22 protein-coding genes are annotated in these 23,388 nt (G+C 29.9%); 18 read left to right on the top strand and 4 right to left on the bottom strand.

The window, feature by feature from the left end; translation table 11 throughout:
* The first annotated feature begins 18 nt into the window (after positions 1-18).
* The 13 genes from WG951_RS05635 to WG951_RS05575 all read left to right on the top strand — a co-directional run bounded on the left by WG951_RS05635 (position 19) and on the right by WG951_RS05575 (position 14,866).
* A complete protein-coding gene (locus WG951_RS05635) occupies positions 19-3,672 on the top strand; it encodes an ABC transporter permease/M1 family aminopeptidase (RefSeq protein ID WP_105049209.1) in 3,654 nt (1,217 codons plus the stop codon).
* 3 nt (positions 3,673-3,675) lie between these two features.
* The gene (locus WG951_RS05630; RefSeq protein WP_105049208.1) at positions 3,676-4,335 is read left to right on the top strand and encodes a lysoplasmalogenase; all 660 of its coding nucleotides are present in this window, start codon (positions 3,676-3,678) and stop codon (positions 4,333-4,335) included.
* 20 nt (positions 4,336-4,355) lie between these two features.
* Positions 4,356-5,438 carry an esterase-like activity of phytase family protein gene (locus tag WG951_RS05625; protein ID WP_105049207.1) on the top strand — a complete coding sequence of 361 codons (1,083 nt, stop codon included), beginning with the start codon at positions 4,356-4,358 and terminating at the stop codon, positions 5,436-5,438.
* Between the two features lie 34 nt (positions 5,439-5,472).
* Entirely contained in the window at positions 5,473-5,994 is a 522-nt protein-coding gene (locus WG951_RS05620) for a DUF6913 domain-containing protein (RefSeq protein WP_245893515.1), read from the top strand.
* A 99-nt stretch (positions 5,995-6,093) separates the two neighbouring features.
* Positions 6,094-6,969: a 4-hydroxy-tetrahydrodipicolinate synthase gene (gene dapA / locus WG951_RS05615; RefSeq protein WP_105049206.1), complete on the top strand. Its 876-nt coding sequence runs from the start codon at positions 6,094-6,096 to the stop codon at positions 6,967-6,969.
* A 27-nt stretch (positions 6,970-6,996) separates the two neighbouring features.
* The gene (locus WG951_RS05610) at positions 6,997-7,506 is read left to right on the top strand and encodes a ferritin (RefSeq protein WP_105049205.1); all 510 of its coding nucleotides are present in this window, start codon (positions 6,997-6,999) and stop codon (positions 7,504-7,506) included.
* Between the two features lie 127 nt (positions 7,507-7,633).
* Entirely contained in the window at positions 7,634-8,500 is an 867-nt protein-coding gene (locus WG951_RS05605; protein ID WP_105049204.1) for an outer membrane protein assembly factor BamD, read from the top strand.
* A 9-nt stretch (positions 8,501-8,509) separates the two neighbouring features.
* Complete coding sequence (locus WG951_RS05600) at positions 8,510-8,830, top strand: DNA-directed RNA polymerase subunit omega (RefSeq protein WP_105049203.1); 321 nt, start codon at positions 8,510-8,512, stop codon at positions 8,828-8,830.
* On the top strand, positions 8,830-10,041 hold the full coding sequence (gene coaBC, locus WG951_RS05595; RefSeq protein ID WP_105049202.1) for a bifunctional phosphopantothenoylcysteine decarboxylase/phosphopantothenate--cysteine ligase CoaBC: 1,212 nt from the start codon (positions 8,830-8,832) through the stop codon (positions 10,039-10,041). The genes WG951_RS05600 and coaBC overlap by 1 nt, the downstream gene beginning before the upstream one ends.
* Positions 10,042-10,124: 83 nt before the next feature.
* Positions 10,125-11,015, top strand: coding sequence for a DUF4835 family protein (locus WG951_RS05590; RefSeq protein WP_105049201.1), 891 nt, complete (start codon positions 10,125-10,127; stop codon positions 11,013-11,015).
* Between the two features lie 72 nt (positions 11,016-11,087).
* Positions 11,088-12,740: a DNA repair protein RecN gene (gene recN / locus WG951_RS05585; protein WP_105049200.1), complete on the top strand. Its 1,653-nt coding sequence runs from the start codon at positions 11,088-11,090 to the stop codon at positions 12,738-12,740.
* Between the two features lie 85 nt (positions 12,741-12,825).
* Entirely contained in the window at positions 12,826-13,632 is an 807-nt protein-coding gene (locus WG951_RS05580; protein ID WP_105049199.1) for an enoyl-ACP reductase FabI, read from the top strand.
* Positions 13,633-13,915: 283 nt separating this feature from the next.
* Positions 13,916-14,866: a glycosyltransferase gene (locus WG951_RS05575; RefSeq protein ID WP_105049198.1), complete on the top strand. Its 951-nt coding sequence runs from the start codon at positions 13,916-13,918 to the stop codon at positions 14,864-14,866.
* 333 nt (positions 14,867-15,199) lie between these two features.
* Here the strand turns inward: WG951_RS05575 and mazG are convergent, their stop codons facing one another.
* From mazG to ruvX, 4 genes are all read right to left on the bottom strand, one after another.
* Positions 15,200-15,979: a nucleoside triphosphate pyrophosphohydrolase gene (gene mazG, locus WG951_RS05570; protein WP_105049197.1), complete on the bottom strand. Its 780-nt coding sequence runs from the start codon at positions 15,977-15,979 to the stop codon at positions 15,200-15,202.
* 167 nt (positions 15,980-16,146) lie between these two features.
* Entirely contained in the window at positions 16,147-16,569 is a 423-nt protein-coding gene (locus tag WG951_RS05565; protein WP_105049196.1) for a DUF5606 domain-containing protein, read from the bottom strand.
* Between the two features lie 104 nt (positions 16,570-16,673).
* Complete coding sequence (def, locus tag WG951_RS05560; RefSeq protein ID WP_105049195.1) at positions 16,674-17,264, bottom strand: peptide deformylase; 591 nt, start codon at positions 17,262-17,264, stop codon at positions 16,674-16,676.
* Between the two features lie 225 nt (positions 17,265-17,489).
* Positions 17,490-17,903: a Holliday junction resolvase RuvX gene (gene ruvX / locus WG951_RS05555; protein WP_105049194.1), complete on the bottom strand. Its 414-nt coding sequence runs from the start codon at positions 17,901-17,903 to the stop codon at positions 17,490-17,492.
* Positions 17,904-18,022: 119 nt separating this feature from the next.
* Between ruvX and WG951_RS05550 the strand changes: the two genes are divergently transcribed.
* From WG951_RS05550 to WG951_RS05530, 5 genes are all read left to right on the top strand, one after another.
* Positions 18,023-18,835, top strand: a complete 813-nt coding sequence (locus WG951_RS05550; protein WP_105049193.1) for a hypothetical protein — start codon at positions 18,023-18,025, stop codon at positions 18,833-18,835.
* Between the two features lie 97 nt (positions 18,836-18,932).
* Entirely contained in the window at positions 18,933-19,748 is an 816-nt protein-coding gene (locus WG951_RS05545; protein WP_105049192.1) for a 2,3,4,5-tetrahydropyridine-2,6-dicarboxylate N-succinyltransferase, read from the top strand.
* Between the two features lie 15 nt (positions 19,749-19,763).
* Positions 19,764-20,513 carry a glycosyltransferase family 2 protein gene (locus tag WG951_RS05540; RefSeq protein ID WP_105049191.1) on the top strand — a complete coding sequence of 250 codons (750 nt, stop codon included), beginning with the start codon at positions 19,764-19,766 and terminating at the stop codon, positions 20,511-20,513.
* A complete protein-coding gene (locus WG951_RS05535) occupies positions 20,514-21,506 on the top strand; it encodes a glycosyltransferase family 2 protein (protein WP_105049190.1) in 993 nt (330 codons plus the stop codon).
* A gap of 379 nt (positions 21,507-21,885) precedes the next feature.
* Positions 21,886-23,307 carry a CCA tRNA nucleotidyltransferase gene (locus tag WG951_RS05530; RefSeq protein ID WP_105049189.1) on the top strand — a complete coding sequence of 474 codons (1,422 nt, stop codon included), beginning with the start codon at positions 21,886-21,888 and terminating at the stop codon, positions 23,305-23,307.
* The last annotated feature ends 81 nt before the right edge of the window (positions 23,308-23,388 follow it).

Below are 23,388 nucleotides of genomic sequence, written 5' to 3'. Positions count from 1 at the left end.
CACTTTTACACATTTTATATGTTTTCAACTATCTTTAAACAAGAATTAAAATATTGGTTTAACAGGCCTGCATTTTATATTTATATAAGTATTTTCTTTGTACTAGCGTTCTTTTTATCGGCAGCTTCAGCCGGTTTTTTCGATTCTGTAACCGCCACCACTGGTTCTTCTAGAATTGTAAATTCGCCAATAGGTATTTCGGGGTTGTTTAATGCGTTAACCATTTTTATATTCTTCTTATTTCCTTCTATTGTTGGGGTTTCTGTGTATAGAGATTTTAAAAGCGAAATGCATACGATCTTATATTCCTACCCTTTTACCAAAGCTAATTATTTGTTTGCAAAGTTTTTTAGTGCAATAACCATTGTTTCTATTATTGTGTTTTCTATTGCATTAGGTATGATTATTGGTTTTCGTTTTCCAGGTACAAATTCAGATATTGTAGGTGCGTTTAATATAACGAGTTACTTACAAACATATTTCGTTTTTATTTTACCAAATGTATTGTTGTTCGGTGCCATTGTTTTTGCTGTTGTAGCGTTTACGAGAAATATTGCAGCTGGTTTTATTACGGTTATTATATTAATGTTTGGTCAAGGGGTTTTAGAAAGCTTACTTTCTGATCCAGAACATAGAGCTTTAGCTGCTATTTTAGATCCGTTTGGTTCTGCAGCAACTAATTATTATACAAAATATTGGACACCTTCTGAACAAAATGAATTACAGATTCCTATCAAAGAAATGATTGTTTATAATCGTTTATTATGGTTGGCAATTTCAACTGTAATTTTCGGGTTGGTTTATCGTTTTTTTACTTTTAGTCAGAATGCTATTTCTATCTCTTTTAGAAAAACGAAAGGAGAAAGAATTACAAAAACCAACTTTAGCGGAATTACTAAAATTACCTTACCAAAGGTTTCTTATGATTATTCTTTTCTTCAGAATTTAAAAACTACTTGGAGATTATCTAATATCGATTTTAAGTACATTATTAAAAGTTGGGCTTTTATTTCTATTGTTTTAGTTGGGTTGATACTTATTGTTGTAATGTTGTCTGAGGTTGGAAACCTCTTTGGAACGCCTACATTACCCGTAACTTGGAAAATGATTAATTTGGGAGGTGTGTTTTTTGGTTCTATAAATATTTGTACATTTTTGTATGCAGGTATGTTGGTGCACAGGGCTAAAATTGCAAAAATAAATCATTTGGTAGATGCAACTCCAATACCAAATTGGACACTTTTGTTTTCTAAATTAATTGCCCTGATAAAAATGCAATTGGTTTTATTAGCTGTAATTATTATTTCTGGTATGGCTTTTCAAGTCTATAAAGGTTACTATGATTTTGAAATTGGACATTACTTTTTAGAACTGTATTTTTTAAGTTTTATCAGTCTAATTATTTGGGCATTGTTATCCATATTTGTGCAAACATTAATTGGTAATCCTTATTTAGGTTTATTTGTACTGTTAGTAATTTCTATTGGTATGCCTTTTTTATCTTTGGCAGGTATAGAGCAATCTATTTTTAAATACAACCAAGGTCCTGGGTTTAATTATTCTGATATGAATGGTTATGGGGCAACTTTATTACCTTATTTATCGTATAAAATTTATTGGATTTTATGTGGATTGTTACTTTTAGTTGTTTCTTTTTTATTCTGGGTTCGTGGAATTCCGAGTTCGTTTGTAGAGCGAATCGAAATTGCAAAAACTCGTTTTAAAGGTTTTGCAGCCATTAGTTTTGGGGTGTTTTTAATAGCTTTTTTAGCATTAGGATATTCAATTTATCAAGAAACCGGAACAAAATCTAAAAAAACATCTTCTAAACAAGCAGAATTGCAAAGTGTATCTTGGGAAAAAACCTATAAAAAATACGAAGGCTACGCACAACCTAGAATTGTTAGTGTTACTGCGGATGTAAATATTTTTCCGAAAGAAAGATTATTTGATGCTACTGCAACCTATATTATGGTGAATAAAACAAACGAGGCTATTGATACCTTGTTTTTAAATCATAATTCATTAGAAAGTACTTTTGAATTTAATAAAGAGAACACTTTGGTTTTAGAAGATACCATTCAGCATTTTGATATGTATCAATTTAAAAATAAAATTTTACCAGGAGATACGTTGCAGCTTTCTTTTACTGTAAAAAGTAAGAAAAACACCAATTACAGAAGAAGGTCTCCGGTAAGAGAAAACGGAACATTTATCAATAATTTTGCAATGTTTCCTTCTTTAGGCTATTCTTCTCAAGCAGAATTAACAGATAATAAAACACGTAAAAAATACAAGTTACCCGTTAATGATTTGCGCCCTGAACCTACAGATTCAACAGCTTTAGGTGATACTTACATTTCTAAAGATTCTGATTGGATTGATTTTGAAGCAACCGTTTCTACATCAAAAGACCAAATTGCTATTGCTCCAGGATATTTACAAAAAGAATGGACAGAAGGTAATAGAAAATACTTTCATTATAAAATGGATAGTAAAATATTGAATTTCTATGCTTTTAATTCAGCCAGATATCAAGTTAAAAAAGAACTTTGGAAAGGAATTAGCTTAGAAATTTATTATCATAAAGGACATGAGTATAATTTAGATAGAATGATGAAAGGGATGAAAGCATCGTTAGACTATAATTCTAAAAACTTTAGTCCTTATCAACACAAACAATTAAGAATCGTAGAGTTTCCAAGAACAGGAGGAAGCTATGCACAATCTTTTCCAAATACAATTCCGTTTTCAGAAGGAGTTGGTTTTATTGCAGATGTAGATGATAAAAATGATGATGGTGTAGATTATCCGTTTGCAATTACGGTACATGAGGTGGCGCATCAATGGTGGGCGCATCAGGTAATTGGTGCCGATGTTTTAGGAGCCACCATGTTGTCGGAAAGTTTGTCTGAGTATGTTGCTTTAAAAGTGTTAGAACATCAACAAGGAAAAGAAAAAATGCGCACTTTTTTAAAGAAAGCATTAGATGATTATTTAATGCAAAGAACCATGGAAACAAAACGAGAAAATGCATTGATGTATAATGACGGGCAAGGATATATTAGGTATCAAAAAGGTTCTCTAGTTTTTTATGCTTTAAGTGATTATATTGGTGAAGAAAATTTAAATGGTGCTTTAAAAAAGTATGTAGAAAAAGTAAAGTTTCAAGAAGCACCTTATACCACTTCTGTAGAAATGGTAAACTATATTAAAGCTGCAACGCCAGATTCTTTACAATATGTTATTAAAGATATGTTTGAAACCATTACGTTGTATAGAAACAGGGTTTTAGAGGCAAAATCTACAGAATTAGAAAACGGAAAATATAAGGTAGAAATAGAATTTGAAGTTTCTAAATATAGAAATGATGAAAAAGGAAAACGCTATTACGGTGAACAAGTTGGCGATACTTTGTCTTACAAAACAGACAAAATGAATAAAGCTATTTTATCTGTTCCGTTGGCAGATTATATTGATATTGGTATTTTTACAGAAGAAGAGGTTGATGGGGTGAAGAAAGAAAAGGAATTGTATTTACAGAAACATAAGATTACGCAAATCAATAATAAAGTTACCATTATTGTTGATAAAAAACCAGTTGAGGTAGGTGTAGATCCTTATAATAAATTGATTGACACACAATCTGATGATAACAGAAGGAAATTGTAAGTGATGAAATACCAAAGTAATATATTATCTGCTTCAGCATTATTTTTAATAATTGCAGTATTGCAAATTTTAGGGGTTTTATTTAACGATACTTTGGCTTTTGTATCGAGTCCGTTTATAACCATTTCTTTGGTGATTGTATACTTAACATCGGTAAATAAAGTAAATTTAGGTTATACGGCTGCATTGTTTTTTTCTTTTTGGGGAGATCTTTTTTTACTTTTTAAAGCAGAATTTTTCTTGTTTGGACTAGTTTTCTTTTTAATTGCTCAAGTTTTATTTATAAAAGTTTCGATTAGTTTTTTAATAAAAAAAAGTTTTACTAAAACAGTGTTATCTTCTATACCATTTTTAATTGTTTTGGGAAGTGTCGTTTATGTAATAAATGAACGTTTAGGAGAAATGCTATTCCCGATAATTGTTTACGGAATTGTTATTTGTTCTTTTGGTACAATTACTTTATTAAATTATTTACAAGAAAAAAGCACAGAAAATTTATGGTTATTCTTAGGAGCCGTATTTTTTATATTGTCGGATAGTTTATTTGTAATTCATAAGTTTTATGACATCAATGAAGTGTATAGAGTTAGTATAACAATTACTTATATTTTGGCGCAGTATCTTATTTGCAAAGCAATGATTGCTAAGAGTACAAAAGCTTAAATAAAAAAATAATAATTTTAATGAAAAATCTATTTTTAATACTTTTCGCATTTAGTGTTTTTGTATCTTGTAAAAAGGATCAAAAAACAAGTTTAACATTTTTAGATGAATTTGTTTTAGCAGATTCAATAGCTTTTCAGCATTCAATTATTGGTGGTTTATCTGGTTTAGATGCTGCAAACGGAGGTTATTATTTTGTGGTCGATGACGCGCACAATCCTCGTTTTGTAAAAGCTGAAATTGGCATTCAAAAAAATAAGATACAAGCTGTAGATTTTAAAAATGTAGTTTTTTTAAATGATACTGTAACTTCTTATTATAAGGATAATGCCTTAGATCTAGAATCTATTTTTGTAGATGAGGAAAAACAAGAAGTTAATTTTGTAGGTGAGGGGTCTATTCATAATGATAAAAGCCCAACTATTTTTACAACCGATTTAAACGGTAATTTTTTAGAAGCTTATGAGTTACCTAAAAGTTTAAGCAATAATAAAGTGATAAAACACAATGCTGTTTTTGAAGGATCTTCTAAAAGTTTAGATGGTAAAGGGTTTTGGGTGGCTATGGAAGCGCCATTAAAAACAGACGGAGAAGAGCCTACTTTTACAAAAACATCATCTCCTGTAAGAATTACTTATTTTGATAAAAAATCAAAAAAAGCAACCAAACAGTTTGCGTATCAATTAGAACATATTACAAAACCATCAAAAGGAAACATTAATTTAAATGGCGTTACGTCTCTTTTAGAATATAAAGAAAATCATTTTTTTATCATAGAAAGAACCTACCAAAGTGGGTATGGAGCACATGGAAATATTGTAAGGATTTTTGATGCAGTTTTAGATGAGCAAACTACCAATGTGTTAAATATAGATGCGTTAAAAGAAACAACATTTATTCCGCTTAAAAAGCGATTATTATTAAATTTTGAAGATGTAAAAGATCAATTAACAGACGGAATTATAGATAACATAGAAGGACTTACTTTTGGTCCGAAATTAGCAAACGGAAATCAATCTTTAATTTTAGTTTCTGATGATAATTTTCAATTGTATGGAAAACAATTAAATCAATTTATTTTATTAGAAATTAACAATCAATAATTTCTACAAGTACTAATTTAAGAGCAGGTAAGTAATGAGTTTTTCTAAAATAAAAGAAACTAGGTTAAGAAAAAAGTTTGATAAAAAAGTCTTACAATTAGCAAAAAATAGAACGGTTTCTCAAAAAGAAATTAAAACTGTAGGTATTTTAACAACCGATGCTATTTCTTTAAAGTTAGATGTACAATCTAAAATAGAAAAGGTACTTGGCGTAAGAAATATCAAAATTTATAATTTTAAGAAATATAATAAATCAGATTCCGTTTCTTTTAAACATTTTTCTGAAAAAGATATCAATTGGAAAGGTCATTTTATACAACCTAATTTTAAAAGTTTTTTAGAAGAACCGTTCGATTTGTTAATTGGTTATTTTAAAGAACCTAATTTGTATTTACAAAATGCCGTTTTAGAATCTAAGGCTACTTTTAAAGCAGGTTTTTCTGATGTAAATTCTAAATTGTACGAATTAGAAATTGTAGAAAACACAGAACACTTAGATCTATTTGCTGCAGAGCTAAAAAAGTATCTTATAATTTTAAAAAAGCTAAAAAATTAAACTTTAACAATAAAGTTGTTTATTCTTGGTAAGAATTGTTTTTTTAGTGATGGAATTCAGCTTAATATTGTAATTTTACCCCTTATAAAATACATAATAATGCAAAAATTTATTGGAACTGGAGTTGCGTTGATAACACCTTTTAAAGAAGACTTAAGTGTAGATTTTGATGCACTTGTAAAATTGGTGAATTTTAACATCGAAAACGGAACAGATTATTTAGTAATCAATGGTACTACTGCAGAAAGTGCTACAATTACCAAAGAAGAAAAACAAGAGATCATTAACGTTATTATTAAAACAAATAATAAACGTTTACCTTTAGTTTTAGGTGTAGGCGGTAACAATACGGCTTTAGTAATAGAAGAATTACAAACAAGAGACTTTACCGGAATTGATGGTATTCTTTCTGTTGCACCATATTATAGCAAACCAACACAAGAAGGTTTTTATCAGCATTTTAAAGCCATTGCACAAGCTACAGATTTACCAATTATTTTATACAATGTGCCTGGTAGAACTGCAAAAAACATGGAACCAGCAACCACTTTACGTTTGGCAAATGATTTTAAAAACGTAGTTGGGGTTAAAGAAGCAGGAAATAACCAACAACAATATTATACCTTATTAAGAGACAAGCCAGCAGACTTTTTAGTAATTTCTGGTGATGATGATTTAGCTTTAGGAGTTGCCTTAGCAGGTGGTTCTGGAGTAATTTCTGTAATAGGACAAGCTTTTCCTAAAGCATTTTCTACCATGATAAATCATGGTTTAAAGGGTAATAATAAAGACGGGTATGCAATTCATTATAAAATGATGGATGTTGTAGATTATATTTTTGCAGAAAATAATCCAGCAGGAATAAAAACTGTTTTACAAGAATTAGGTATTTGTAAAAACGATGTTCGTTTACCTTTAGTAAAAGCAAGTACAGAACTTCAATCTAAAATTGCTAAATTTGTAAAGAATTTCTAGATTTACAAACAACTTAAAATAAAAAACATGTTATCACCAATTATTGAAAAAGCATTAAACGAGCAAATAAGAGTAGAAGCACAGTCTTCTCAAATATATTTGGCAATGGCTTCTTGGGCAGAGGTTTTAGGATTTGAAGGGGTAGCGCAGTTTATGTATGCACATTCAGACGAAGAAAGAATGCACATGTTAAAGTTGGTGAAATTTGTAAATGAACGTGGTGGACACGCAAAAGTATCAGCATTAGATGCACCACCAGTAGAATTTGGTGCTTTTAAAGAAATGTTTCAAGAATTATTTAATCATGAGGTTCATGTTTCTGCTTGTATTAATGATTTGATTGATATTTGCTTGAAAGAAAAAGATTATGCAACCCATAATTTTCTACAATGGTATGTGTCTGAGCAGATTGAAGAAGAAGCATTGGCAAGAAATATCTTAGATAAAATTAAATTAATTGGAGATGATAAAGGTGGTTTCTATTTGTTTGATAATGATATTAAACAATTAATTACAGCAGCAACTCCTGCAGAGTAATAACATTAACAAACTTTTAGCAGCATATAAAATCTTTTTTTACGTTTTTTGTGTCATTATTATATGACATAATTTACTGTCAAAAAAAACGTTTTATTAATCCATATTTAATCACTAATTTTGCACGATGCAAAAAATTAAAAATTTAGCGTGTTTATTGATGTTCTCACTTGTATTAATTTCTTGTGGAGAATATCAAAAAGTATTAAACAAAGGTACATCTGAAGAGCAATATAAAATGGCTGTAAAAATGTACGAAGGTAAAAAGTACGGTAAAGCTTTACGTTTGTTTGAGAAAATTACACCAACATATAGAGGAAAACCACAAATGGAGCGTATCCAGTTTATGGTAGCGCAATCTAATTTTAACGAGAAAAACTATAGTATTTCTGGTTATTATTTTGATCGATTTGCAAAAAATTACCCTAAAAGTTCTAAAAAAGAAGAAGCTTCTTTTTTATCTGCTTATAGTTATAAGTTGGCGTCACCTAAATTTAGTTTAGACCCAACAGACACTAATAAGGCATTAGAGGCTTTTCAGAGTTTTATTAATACCTATCCAGATTCAGACAAGATAGACGAAGCAAATCAACATTATAAAGAACTAAGATATAAGCTTCAGAAAAAATATTTCGAAATTGCTAAAACATATTATAGAACTGCAGAGTACGATTTAAGAAATTACAAAGCAGCCATACAAGCATTCGATAATTTATTGTCAGACTATTTAGGTTCTGAATTTAAAGAAGAAGCATTGTACTATAGGTTAAAAGCAGCTCATGATTTTGTGTTAAAAAGTTATGACAGAAGAAAGCCAGAACGTATAAAAGATGCTATAGAAGCTTATGAAAAGCTAAAAAGAAATTATCCAGAATCTCAATACATGGAAGATTCAGATAAAATGTTGGCAACCTTACATCAAGAACAAGAAAGAATAGACGCTATAATTGCAAAACAAGTTAAAGTTAATATTCAAAAATCAAAAAAGAAATAATAACGAATTATGGATTATAAAGATACAAAGGCACCTTTAAGTACAATTACTTACAATAAGGTTGAAATAGAAGCTCCTACGCAAAATATTTATGAGGCTATTTCTATTATTGCTAAAAGAGCAAATCAAATTAACGGCGATTTAAAGAAAGAATTGGTTGATAAATTAGAAGAGTTTGCTACTTATAACGATAGTTTAGAAGAGGTTTTTGAAAATAAAGAACAAATAGAAGTTTCTAAATTTTACGAAAGATTACCAAAACCAACCGCAATGGCTGTTGAAGAGTGGTTAAAAGGAAAAGTATATTTTAGAACTCCAGAAGCAGAATAATGTCCGTTTTAAGTGGTAAAAAAGTTCTATTAGGAATTACTGCTGGAATTGCTGCATACAAAACGGCTGGTTTAGTTCGTTTATTTATAAAATTAGGCGCAGAGGTCAAAGTAGTTATGACTCCTGCGTCTAAAGATTTTATAACACCTCTTACACTTTCTACACTTTCTAAAAACCCTGTTTATTCTACTTTTTACAATAAAGAAGATGAAGAAAACGAGTTGTGGAATAATCATGTAGATTTAGGTCTTTGGGCAGATTATATGGTCATTGCACCAGCAACTGCAAATACCATGTCTAAAATGGCAAATGGTACGTGCGATAATTTATTGTTGGCAGTTTATTTGTCTTCTAAATGTCCGGTATACTTTGCACCCGCAATGGATTTAGATATGTATATTCATCCGGCTACCAAAGAGAGTTTACAAAAATTACAAAGTTTTGGTAATACAATGATTCCTGCAACATCTGGTGAGTTAGCAAGTGGATTGGTTGGAGAAGGTAGAATGGCAGAGCCAGAAGATATTGTATCATTTATAGAAAATGATGTTTTATCTAAATTGCCTTTAAAAGGTAAAAAACTATTACTTACTGCTGGTCCAACGTATGAAGCCATAGATCCTGTTCGTTTTATTGGGAATCATTCTTCTGGTAAAATGGGATTTGCAATTGCAAAAGCAGCGGCTAATTTAGGGGCGGAGGTTTATTTAATTTCAGGTCCAAGTCATCAGCAAATACAACATTCTTTAGTACATCGCATAGATGTTGTTTCTGCAGAGGATATGTACAAAGCGGCACATACCTATTTTAAGGAAGTGGATATTGCCATACTTTCTGCGGCTGTAGCAGATTATAAACCAAAAAATATTGCCACTCAGAAAATAAAAAAGACAACTTCTGCGTTAGAAATTGAGTTGGCACCTACAAAAGACATTTTAGCTTCATTAGGTGAAATTAAAAAGAATCAATTTTTAGTTGGTTTTGCTTTAGAAACCAATAATGAGTTGGCAAATGCAAAAGAAAAGCTGAAACGTAAAAATTTAGATGCCATTGTTTTAAATTCTTTACAAGATAAAGGTGCTGGTTTTGCAACAGACACAAATAAAATTACTATTATTGATAAAGATTTGAATGAAAAAACGTTCGAATTAAAATCGAAAGTAGAAGTAGCTAAAGATATTATCAACGAAATTATACGTAAAATATCTTAATATTTTTGGTCTCCTCGAGCGCAGTCGAGAGGTTTAAAAGAAGGTCTCGACTGCGCTCGACCGGACAGTAAAAAATTAAATAGATGCGTAAACTTATATTCTTTTTTCTGTTAATATTTTCAGTTTCTGTGCTAAAGGCTCAAGAATTGAATTGCTTGGTTACTGTAAATTATAATCAAGTACAAGGTTCAAATACCCAGGTTTTTAAAACACTAGAAAAATCGTTGTCTGAGTTTATAAATCAAACTAAATGGACAAATAACGAGGTAAAACCAGAAGAAAGAATAGATTGTGCATTTACAATTATTATTAGTTCTAGAGATGCTAATAACTTTAAAGGAACCTTACAGGTACAATCTACAAGACCTGTTTTTGGCTCTACGTATGCATCGCCAATATTAAATTTAAAAGACAACCAATTTAACTTTACGTACAATGAATTTGATCCATTAATTTATAATCAAAATTCGTACGATAGTAATTTAATTTCTACCATTGTTTTTTATGCAAATATTATTTTAGGGGCAGATGCAGATACTTTTAAAAGAAATGGTGGAGAACCTTATTTTAAAGAAGCAGAAAATGTAATGTTGCAAGCACAACAAAGTGGTTTAAGTCCTTGGCAAAATGTGGTAGGAAAACAAAATCGATTTTTATTGATTGATAGTTTTTTATCACCAAAACTTACTGCGTACAGAACTGCAGTTTATAATTACCATAGAAGAGGGTTAGATGAGTTTTCTTTAAATAATGGTATTGCTAAACAAAATATGGAAGAAGCTGTAATCTCCTTAGAAAGTATTTATAACAAAACGGTTGGTAACTATTTAATACGTGTATTTTTTGATGCAAAAGCAGATGAAATTGTAAACATGTATTCTGATGACGCTGTAACAAGAAATCAAGATCGATTAACCGAAGTAGTTAGAAAATTATCTCCGAACAACAACGCTAAGTGGAAAAATATTAAGTAAAAACATTCCTTATAATTATTGTTTAATCTTGATACAATTTTCCTTAATTTTATCTTCTAAAATTCAGAAAATTTGTTAACACAACTTTCCATTAATAACTACGCATTAATCAATCAGTTATCTATTGATTTTTCTTCTGGTTTATCTATTATTACAGGTGAAACTGGGGCAGGTAAATCTATACTTTTAGGAGCCTTAGGTTTGGTGCTTGGTAACAGAGCAGATTTATCTTCGTTAAAAGATACGTCTACCAAATGTATTGTAGAAGCAAAAGTTGCGCTTTCTAGTTATCATTTAGAAGATTTTTTTAAAGAAGTAGATTTAGATTACGAGTCTGAAACCATTATTAGAAGAGAAATTTTACCATCTGGTAAATCAAGAGCTTTTGTAAATGATACGCCTGTTACGCTGTCTGTTTTAAATCAACTAAGATCTAAATTGATAGATGTACATTCTCAGCATCAAACAATGCAACTGTCAGACAACAGTTTTCAGTTTACTATTTTAGATGCATTGGCAAAAAATCAAGCAAGAATTGCTTCTTACCAAAGAGGTTTTTTACAACTTAACAAATTAAAAAAACAACTTAGCAAATTAGAGGAAAAACAGTCCATTGCAAATCAGAAATACGACTATAATTTACATCTTTTTAAGGAATTAGAAGAAGCTAAAATTAAAGTTGATGAGCAAGAGATTTTAGAAGAAAAGCTAGAGAAATTAAACAATATAGAAGACATCAAAGATAATTTATCGGAAGCATTAGAGCTTACGATAAACGAAGAAATCGGAATTCAGAATTTACTAAATACCTTAGACAATAGACTGACTAAAATTTCTACGTTTTCTAAAGAATATCAAACCTTATCAGAAAGAATTACTTCTGTAAAAATAGAAATTGATGATATTGTTTCTGAATTAGAAGATGCCAATGAAAATGTAGATTTCAATCCTAATGAAGCAGAAGAAATTAATGACAGATTACAATTGTTATATAATTTACAGAAAAAACATGCTGTTAGTTCAAATGAAGAATTACTACAAGTTTTCGAAAAAATTTCTGAAGAAGTAGGTGATGTAGAATCTGCAGATGAAGTGATCAATTTAAAACAAAAAGAAATAGATGATGTTTCTGAAAAATTAGATAAGGTTGCAGGTTTAATTTCTAAAGCAAGAACAAGTGCAATACCTAAATTAACAAAAGAATTGCAAGTTTTGTTAACCGATTTAGGAATGGAAAACGCTCGTTTTTCAATAAAGATAAAAGCAACTAAAAATTATTTTTCAAACGGTAAAGACGAATTAGAATTCCTTTTTTCTGCAAATAAAGGCGGACATTTTGGTGAATTAAAGAAAGTGGCTTCTGGTGGAGAATTGTCTAGAATTATGTTATCTGTTAAAAAAGTATTGTCAGAAAACACACAATTACCAACCATTATTTTTGATGAAATTGATACCGGAGTTTCAGGAGAGGTTTCTAACAAAATAGCTGCCATTATGCAGCAAATGAGTAATAATATGCAGGTAATTGCCATTACTCACTTACCACAAATTGCCGCAAAAGGAGCAAATCACTACAAAGTGTATAAAAAAGAAATTAACGGAGTTACCACTACCAACTTAAAGCAATTAACTACAGAAGAACGTATTGTAGAAATTGCAGAAATGTTAAGTGGTAAAGATATTTCCGACTCTGCATTAACCCACGCAAAAGAATTATTGAATTAGTTTATATAAAACTTATAAAGTGAGATGGTCATTTCGAAATGAGCTTTCTAGCAATTGAGAAATCTTATAAAAAATATTTAGCAACATGTACAACTTACTAAAAGGAAAAAAAGGAATCATTTTTGGCGCTTTAAATGAAAATTCTATCGCTTGGAAAACGGCGCAAAGAGCACATGAAGAAGGAGCGGAGTTTGTATTAACCAATGCGCCGGCTTCTATAAGAATGGGCCAATTAGATGTTTTGGCAAAGAAAACAGGCTCTCAAATTATTCCTGCAGATGCAACTTCTGTAGAAGATTTAGAGAATTTGGTAGAAAAATCTATGGAGATTCTTGGTGGTAAAATAGATTTCGTTTTGCATTCCATCGGTATGTCTGTAAATGTTAGAAAAAACAAACCGTATACAGATCCAAATTACGATTACACCACAAAAGGTTGGAATGTTTCAGCCGTTTCTTTTCATAAAGTACTCAATGTTTTGTATCATAAAAAAGCCATGAAAGATTGGGGTTCTATCGTTGCTTTAACTTATATGGCGGCGCAAAGAGTGTTTCCAGATTACAATGACATGGCAGATAATAAAGCCTATTTAGAGTCTATTGCACGTAGTTTTGGGTATTATTTTGGTAGAGATTTTAAAGTGCGTGTCAACACCATTTCTCAATCTCCAACACCAACAACAGCCGGAAACGGCGTAAAAGGTTTCGACGGATTTATCAATTTTTCAGAAAAAATGAGTCCGTTAGGCAATGCTTCTGCGGCCGATTGTGCAGATTATACCATTTCTTTGTTTTCAGATTTAACCAAGAAAGTTACGTTGCAAAATCTGTTTCACGATGGAGGATTTTCTAACATGGGCGTAAGTGATGCTGTTATGGATAAGTTCGAATAGTTGTATAAGAAGCTATTTCCTGCTTTCCGTTATATCTTTTTATTGCTGTCATTGCGAAGTTTGCTTTTTTGTAAACTGTGGCAATCCCTAAATCGGAAAGAGATTACTTCGTTCCTCGTAATGACGCTTTTTTAAAGGAGATAAAAAGGATGCCACTTCAATCAGGGCTAAACTTGTTTGCTAACTTTTTTAAAGATGAAAGCAAGTAACAACCTATTTTTTTAACTTTGATAACTGATAACTGATAACTGATAACTGATAACTGATAACTGATAACTGATAATTGAAATACTCCATCATCATACCTGTTTACAATCGTCCTACAGAAATAGACGAATTATTAGAAAGTCTTACAAAACAAGATTTCTCTAACAATTTTGAAGTTTTAATTATAGAAGACGGTTCTACGGAAAAAAGTGAAGTTGTTGTAGGGAAGTATAAAAATCAATTAGACATAAACTATTTTTTTAAAGAAAACAGTGGAGCAGGAGCAAGCCGTAATTTCGGAATGCAGCATGCTACTGGAGATTATTATATCATTTTAGACTCTGATGTTATTGTTCCAAGTCAATATCTATACGAAGTAAATAAAGCATTAGAAATCAATTTTACAGATGCTTTTGGAGGACCAGACGCGGCACATAAAAGTTTTACAGCATTACAAAAAGCTATTAATTATTCTATGACTTCTGTATTAACGACAGGCGGAATTCGTGGTAAAAAACAAGCTGTAGGTACATTTCAACCAAGAAGTTTTAATTTAGGACTTTCTAAAGTTGCTTTTAACAAAACACAAGGTTTTTCTAAAATGAAAAACGGAGAAGATATCGATTTAACATTCCGACTTTGGGAAAATGGTTTTGAAACGCAATTGATAGAAAAAGCATTTGTTTACCATAAAAGAAGAAGCTCTATTCAGCAATTTTTTAAACAAACTTTTGGTTTCGGAACTGCAAGACCTATTTTGAATAAAAAATATCCAGAAACAGCAAAACCAACCTATTGGTTTCCTTCTTTGTTTATTATAGGGATTGATGTGAGTATCATTTTAGCTGTCTTTGGCTATAATCAATTACTCTATTGCTACGGATTTTATTTCTTGTTAATTTTCTTAGATTCGTTATTTCAGAATAAGAATGTACAAGTAGCTTTTTTAAGTATGTTTACTTCTTTAACGCAGTTTTTAGGATACGGATTAGGCTTTTTAGAGTCGCAATTTTATCCGAAGAAATAGTGAGGTTTGGCTAAAGCCTTGTTGTAATAAAATCTATTTTCCTATGGATAAATCCATAGGCAATTGAATAATATAAAAGAAAAGATATTGTTTTGTTGTAAATAGGAACCGGCTTCGACCTTTGCTTGTTGTAATAAAATCTATTTTCCTATGAATAGATCCATAGACAATTGAATAATATAAAAGCAAAGAATTTATTTTGCTATAAATAGGCACTGGCTTCAGCCTGTGCTGTGCTAAATTAATGAGATAAATATTGGCTTTAGCCAAAGTTTAAAAGTAGCATGTTGTTTAAGAATATGTATTCTTCTGAATAAAAAAGTTTTAGATTTTTTATTTAAAAATTTTTTTCGATTTTTCCCAATATACATCCATTTCAGTTAAGGACATATCAGCAAGTTCTTTGCCTTCTTTTTTGGCTTCTTGTTCTAGAAATTGAAAACGATTAATAAATTTCTTATTCGTTTTTTCTAAAGCATTTTCTGGGTTTACGCCAATAAAACGAGCGTAATTGATCATAGAAAACAAGACATCACCAAATTCTTTTTCAGTTTCTTCTTTATTTCCAGCTTTTACTTCTTCGTTTAATTCAGTTAATTCTTCCTGGACTTTTTCCCAAACTTGTTCTGGGTGTTCCCAATCGAAACCAACACCTTTTACTTTTTCTTGAATTCTGCTTGCTTTTACAACAGCAGGTAAACTTTTAGGAACACCTTCTAAGACAGATTTGTTTCCTTCTTTTAATTTTAATTGTTCCCAATTGCGTTTTACTTCTTCTTCGGTATCAGCAACAACATCGCCATAAATATGAGGATGTCTGTGTATTAACTTGTCGGAAATTGCGTTGGCAACATCAGCAATATCAAAAGCTTTTTGTTCGCTTCCAATTTTAGCATAAAAGACGATGTGCAAAAGCACATCGCCTAATTCTTTTTTTATTTCTTGTAAATCATTGTCTAGAATAGCATCTGCCAATTCGTACGTTTCTTCAATTGTAAGATGACGTAAACTTTCTAAAGTTTGTTTTTTATCCCACGGACATTTCTCTCGAAGGTCGTCCATAATATCTAACAATCTATTAAAAGCTGCTAATTGTTCTTTTCTGCTATTCATGTTTTTTAGTTTCTAAACTGAACGTTGTATTAATTTTATAGTAAACCTAATAAATCTATGAGATTTCTCAATCGCTTAAAAAAGCTCATTTCGAAATAACAGTCGTTATATTTTTTTAGTTTTGAATACTGAATACTGAATACTGAATACTGAATACTGCTTACTCCTTACTCCTTTCCACTTTCTTCAGCAGTTACTTCTTCTACTTTAGGAAACTCCATACCCGCTTTTACTAAAATATTAAACCATTGAATTACTTTTTTAATATTAGAAGCATACACTCTTTCTTCATCATAACCTGGTAATACTTCAGAGAAAAAGTTAGTTAAGTTTTTATTACTTTCTTTATGAGACATTGCTTCTTTTCCTGCTGTTTTTTCGAACATAGAAGTAAAAATGTTTAATAAAGGTACGTCTTCTTCATACGTGTAAATTGCTATGTTTTCTAGCAAACTTACGTTTTGAGCAGCGTTAATTGCTACACGTTTTTTTTCTACTAAAGATTCTGCAATTACAGCATTTTTAGATTGAGATATTACTTGAAATAATCCTGGTTTACCTGTTACGGCAATAATTTTGTTAAATTCCATATGTGTTTTTATGTTTTTTTTGTCTGTTTAAGCTTATTTGAGAGGTTGTTTTAATCTAAATATTACTTGTTCTCTATTGTGCTTTAACATACATTATTTGTATATTATTTACCTTTTTTAGCATTTGGAAAACGCATTCTGTAATCTGCATGAACTTTTCCTTTAGAAATTTTTTCTAATTTCTTTTTAATCAATCTTTTTTTAAGAGTAGAAAGTTTGTCTGTAAATAAAATTCCATCGATATGATCATATTCATGCTGAAAAACTCTAGCTGCTAAACCATCTAAAGTTTCTGTATGCGTTTTAAAATCTTCATCTTGATACTCGATGGTAATTTCTGGTTGACGAAAAACGTCTTCTCTAACATCCGGAATACTTAAACAACCTTCGTTAAAAGCCCATTCGTCTCCTTCTTCTTTAATAATTTTAGCATTTATAAAAACTCTGTTAAAGTTTTTTAATGCTTCTCTATCCTTTTCAGACAATTCTTCGTCATCAGCAAAAGGTGAGGCATCAATAACAAACAAACGAATTGCTTTTCCTATTTGTGGTGCAGCTAAACCAACACCAGATGCATTGTACATCGTTTCCTTCATGTTAGAAATTAAGGTTTCTAAGTTCGGGTAATCAGCATCAATTTCAGTTCCTACTTTACGTAAAACCGGATCTCCGTAAGCTACTATTGGTAAAATCATTTCTTTTTTTTTAAGATTGGCAAAAATACAATTTAGAATTACGAATTACGAATTTTGAATTGCGAATTTTAAAAATGAGTGGCATTTTTTTACTACAAATTCACAATTTGTTATTTTTACTAAAAAACAATGTAAACTAAACTGTTTTTAGTGCTAATATTCTTTATTCGTTAAATAATAAACTTATTTTTTAAACATATAGGTTAGCGTAAACAGTTACGCCTATTAATTTTTGTTGTATAAATAAGATTGTAAAATAATGGTTGCACTAATTTCATCAACCAAAGCTTTATTTCTACGTTGTTTTTTATTTAGTCCTCCATCAATCATTGTTTGAAAAGCCATTTTAGATGTAAAACGTTCGTCAATTCTTAAAAGAGGAATTTTAGGGATTTGCTTTTCAAGCTTCTGTAGAAAAGGAAGTATCAAAGCTTCACTTTCGCTATCCGTATTATTCATCTGTTTTGGTTTACCTACCACAAACAGCTCTACTTTATTTTTAGAAATATATTCTTTTAGAAAAGGAATTAAATCATCTGTATTTACAGTTGTTAAACCAGAGGCAATAATTTGAAGTTCGTCTGTTACTGCAATACCTGTTCTTTTTTTACCAAAATCGATGGCGAGAATTCGTGACACCTGCTATTTTTTTATTTAAAAGTGAATAATAATTACATAATTTTATATTACAAATCTATATAAAAATTATTTTACAATACCTTTGTGCAATACTTAAAATGAATTAGAAATATATTCTTATGAAATTATTAGCAGTTTTAGTTAATTACGGAGATGAGCAGTTAGATTATTTACAAGAAGTAGTTAGTGGGTTTAAAAAAATAGAAAAGTACGATGTAACTATTGTTGTTCAGTCTAATATACCATTAAATATTAAGGGGATTGATAAGGTTAATGTTGTGAAATTAAAAAATTATCAATTTTTACCATTAACATGTCGTGAAGAGATATGGAAAAGGAAAGATGATTTTGATGTTTTTATTTACGGAGAAAATGACCATTTATTTCTTGAGAAGCACATCGATAGACATTTAGAATATTCAGAAATACTACCAGACAATAGAATTCCTGGACTTATACAGTATGAAGAAAGTACTGATGGTTTATATTACCCTGGTTATCATAGTCATTTTGAATGGGATTTTAACTCTGTTGAAACTTATAAAGGAAAAGTTTTTGCACATTTTAGAAATACGCACCAAGCTACTTTTATACTTACAAAATCTCAATTGGAAAAGGTTTCTAAAAAATTAGATTTTACTAAGTTAGTTCAATATAGGTTTTCATACGTTTTAAATACGTTTTTAAATTCTTTGCGCAAAATAATAAAACAACCAATAAAAGAACCTTTTAGATATAGCTATAAATGTAAAGTAAATACGGATATTTATGATTTTGGTGGTATGAAAAAAATGATTTGTATTTCTGAGTTAGATGATAATTTAATACACCATTTACCAAACTTATATATAAAAGGATTAAAGGGGAGAACTAAATTAAATTCAGATCAATTAAGGATGAATGAGTCTCTAAAAAAACTACTTAAAAAGTAGCTTCAATTTTAACAACAAAACCGTATCTGTTTAAAAAACGTATATTCGCTTTGGTTTTTTAAGGATACATTTATATTTGTAGAAACTAAATATTAAAATGAAAGAAATTAGACAAATTATAGAATCAGCTTGGGATAATCGTGAGTTGTTAAAAGAAGAAAATACAATTAACACAATTAGAAAAGTTGTTGATTTATTAGATAAAGGAGAATTAAGGGTTGCAGAACCTATTGTTGGAGGATGGCAAGTAAATGAATGGGTAAAGAAAGCAGTAGTTTTATATTTCCCTATTCAGAAAATGGAAACTTTAGAAGCAGGTATTTTTGAATATCACGATAAAATGCCTTTAAAAACAGATTATGCTGCTCAAGGAGTTCGTGTAGTTCCTGGAGCATCTGCTCGTAAAGGATCTTACCTTTCACCAGGTACTATTTTAATGCCAAGTTACGTTAATATTGGGGCGTATGTAGATGAAGGTACCATGGTTGATACTTGGGCTACTGTTGGTTCTTGTGCGCAAATTGGTAAAAATGTTCACCTTTCTGGTGGTGTTGGTATTGGTGGTGTTTTAGAACCATTACAAGCAGCTCCTGTAATTATAGAAGATGGCGTTTTTGTTGGTTCTAGATGTATTGTTGTAGAAGGTGTTAGAGTAGAAAAAGAAGCTGTTTTAGGTGCAAATGTGGTACTTACAATGAGTACAAAAATTATTGATGTTACTGGTGATGTACCTGTAGAAACTAAGGGTGTTGTACCTGCAAGATCTGTGGTAATACCAGGAAGCTATACAAAGAAGTTTGCGGCAGGAGAGTTTAATGTGCCTTGTGCATTAATTATCGGAAAAAGAAAAGAAAGTACCAATAAAAAGACTTCTTTAAATGATGCATTAAGAGAATATGATGTTGCTGTTTAAGAATTAAAAAAAACTATGACAAAAATTACTGCAATAATTCCTACACTTAATGAAGAAATTCATATAGAAGAAGCTATACAATCTGTGAAATTTGCAGATGAAATAATTGTAATAGATTCTTTTAGTACAGATAAAACGTTAGAAATTGCAGAACAATACAATGTGAAAATCATCAAACGAAAGTTTGATGATTTTTCTTCTCAAAAAAACTTTGCTATTCAACAAGCAAAAAATCCTTGGATTTATATTTTAGACGCAGATGAACGTGTAACTCCAGAAGTAGAAAAAGAAGTTTTAGATGCAGTTAAAAAACCAAATGGGGTTGTAGGGTTTTATGTTAGACGGAGTTTTTATTTTTGTGAAAGAAAAGTAAATTATAGTGGTTTTCAAAGTGATAAAGTAATTCGTTTATTTTTAAAAGAAAATTGTAAATACACAGGGCTTGTTCATGAAAAGATAACTGCTAATGGAGAAATAGGTTTTCTGAAAAATAAAATTGATCATTTTTCTTATAGAAGTTATGACCATTATATCTCTAAATTAAATCATTATGCAGCAATTCAAGCAAAAGAATTACATCAAAAAGGAAAAAGAGTAAATATTTATCATGTGATTGTAAAACCTACTGCAAGGTTTTTTATTCACTATTTTATTAGATTGGGTTTTTTAGATGGTTTTACTGGTTTTTTAGTTGCTAAAATACAAGCTTATGGTGTTTTAACAAGGTATATTAAACTTTGGCTTTATAATAGAAAAATAAAATAAATGTTGGAATCTTTTTCGAATAATATTGATATTTCTATAATTATTGTAACTTATAAAAGTTGGAATGACCTACGTAATTGCTTATTATCTATAAAAGAAGCTAACTCATTAGAACTTAAATTAGAGGTGGTGGTTGTTGATAATTGCTCTAATGATGGTAATATTTTTGAATTTAAAAAAGAGTTTCCTAATTTAAAATTTATAGAAAACACAGGAAATAATGGGTTTGCTAATGGTTGTAATCTTGGAGCCAAAAACGCTCTAGGAAAATATTTGTTTTTTCTAAATCCAGATACTATAATTAACAAAGATTCTATCGTTAAAATGTTTACTTTTCTAGAAAAACATGCTAATTGCGGAATTGTTTCATGTAATCAAAAAAACACAAAAGGTTCCTATGAAAATAACATACGTTTTTTTCCAAATTTAGAAACTCTTTTTGGTCTTTTTAGAGTGATAAATAAAAGTAATTTAATAAAAAGAATAAAAAATAAAAACAATGTAATTTATACTGAGTGGGTTTCTGGGGCTGTTGTTTTTATAAGTAAGTTTTGGTTTGATAAAATTAATGGTTGGAATGAGGATTTTTGGATGTATTTTGAAGATGTTGATTTATCTAAAAAAGTAACAGATTTAGGAGGTGAAATCTGTTTATTAACAAATACAGAGATTATACATAATCATGGAGGCTCGTCTAGAATCAATATAAAAACAGCTTTAATAACAAAAACAGAAGTTCTTATTTCTAAACATGTATATATTAGAAATCATTTTAAAGGTTTTAAATATTTTATTTTACAGCTCTTAGTTGTTCTAAATAATCTTATAGGGAAAATTATTTCTGTTATTTTGGGACTTATTTTTTTCTTTGTTCCTAAGCTAAGATTAAAAGCCCTTTTATATTTTAATATCTTAAAATATTATTTTAGTTCACTTAAAAATAAAACATGGTTAAGTCCTAAATCCATGAATTATCCCCATAAATCAGTGTAAAAAATATAATTGTAACTTTTTTAGTTTTAAAGAAAAAAAAAACAATTATCTATACTAAAAGGGCTTTTAAGTTATGTCTCTACTGTTTTTAGTGATTTTATAAATTCTACAAATAGAAATAAATATCTTCTTTTATTTTTTGTAATTTAATAATTCCATTTATTAATCACTTAATAAAGAGAATTATTATTGTACAGGATTTTTTTAGACTCCAATAGCTTTTATAAGTGTTATGTGTAAATTCATTTAAAGAAATTGTTAAACCAATTTTGGATGGCGCATTTTAAATAGTAAATTTGCATCAAAATAAAGAGAATCTATAATGCTTTGCTGGTTTTTAAAAATTGGTAATTAGATTTAAGTTTTAAGACCTTAGTTCATGCAGAAACAGTTGTTTAAAGAAGCAATTTCATCAGAAATATTTAGTGTAATATCAAAAGCATCCACTCAATTACAAATAGATAGTTATGTTATTGGAGGTTTTGTTCGTGATTTTTTCTTAAAAAGAGGGAATTCTAAAGATATAGATGTCGTAGCAGTTGGTAGTGGTATTGAGTTGGCTCAAAAAGTAGCTAAACTTTTGCCAAACAAACCTAAAGTACAGGTTTTTAAAACGTACGGAACAGCAATGCTACGCTACAACGACGTAGAAATAGAGTTTGTTGGTGCAAGAAAGGAATCGTATACAGAAGATAGCAGAAACCCAGATGTTACAGAAGGTTCTTTACAAGACGATCAAAATAGAAGAGATTTAACCATAAATGCATTAGCATTGAGTTTAAATGAAGCTAATTTTGGAGAATTGTTAGATCCTTTTAATGGAATTGAAGACCTGAAAAATAAGGTGATTAAAACACCTTTAAACCCAGATATAACGTATTCGGACGATCCTTTAAGAATGCTGCGTGCAATTCGTTTTACAACGCAATTAAATTTTAATATTGATACAGAATCTTTAGAAGCAATTTCTAGAAATGCCTATCGATTAAAAATTATTACTCGAGAAAGAATTGTAGATGAGTTGAATAAAATTTTGTCATCAGCAAAACCTTCTATAGGGTTTTTATTATTAGAAAGAACAGGGCTCTTAAAGCAAATTCTTCCGGAATTGATTGCTTTAAAAGGAGTAGAAGAGGTAGAAGGACAAAAACATAAAGATAATTTTTATCATACATTAGAAGTTGTAGATAATATTGCTAAAAATACAGCGGATGTTTGGTTGCGTTGGGCCGCTTTGTTACATGATATAGGAAAAGCGCCAACTAAAAAATTTAGTAAAAAAGTTGGGTGGACATTTCATGCACATGAATTTGTGGGCTCTAAAATGGTGTATAAATTATTCAAAAGATTAAAAATGCCATTGAATAATAAAATGAAATTTGTTCAGAAAATGGTGATGTTAAGTTCTAGACCTATTGTTTTGGCTACAGAAGTTACAGACTCTGCCGTTAGGCGTTTGGTTTTTGATGCAGGTGATGATATTAATTCTTTAATGACCCTGTGTGAAGCTGATATAACCACTAAGAATCCAAAGAAATTTAAGCGTTATCATCAAAATTTCGAATTAGTAAGAAATAAAATAAAAGAGGTAGAAGAAAGAGATCAGGTACGTAATTTTCAGCCACCAGTTACCGGCGAAGAAATTATGGAAGCTTTTAATTTAAAACCTTGTAGAGAGATTGGGCAAATTAAAGAAGCCATAAAAGAAGCAATTTTAGAAGGAGATATTCCTAATGAAAAGCAAGCCTCTTATGATTTTATGATTAAAATTGGATTAAAATTGGGGTTGAAACAAGGTTAATTAGAACTAATTTACTTTAAAATAAATAACAAAAAAAGACCAATACAAATAGCGTATTGGTCTTTTTTTTGTTGATATAAT

The organism is Polaribacter butkevichii (assembly GCF_038024105.1).
Lineage (GTDB): Bacteria > Bacteroidota > Bacteroidia > Flavobacteriales > Flavobacteriaceae > Polaribacter > Polaribacter butkevichii.
Note: the sequence above shows the minus strand (reverse complement) of the source record. Positions and strands in the feature narration are given on the sequence as shown.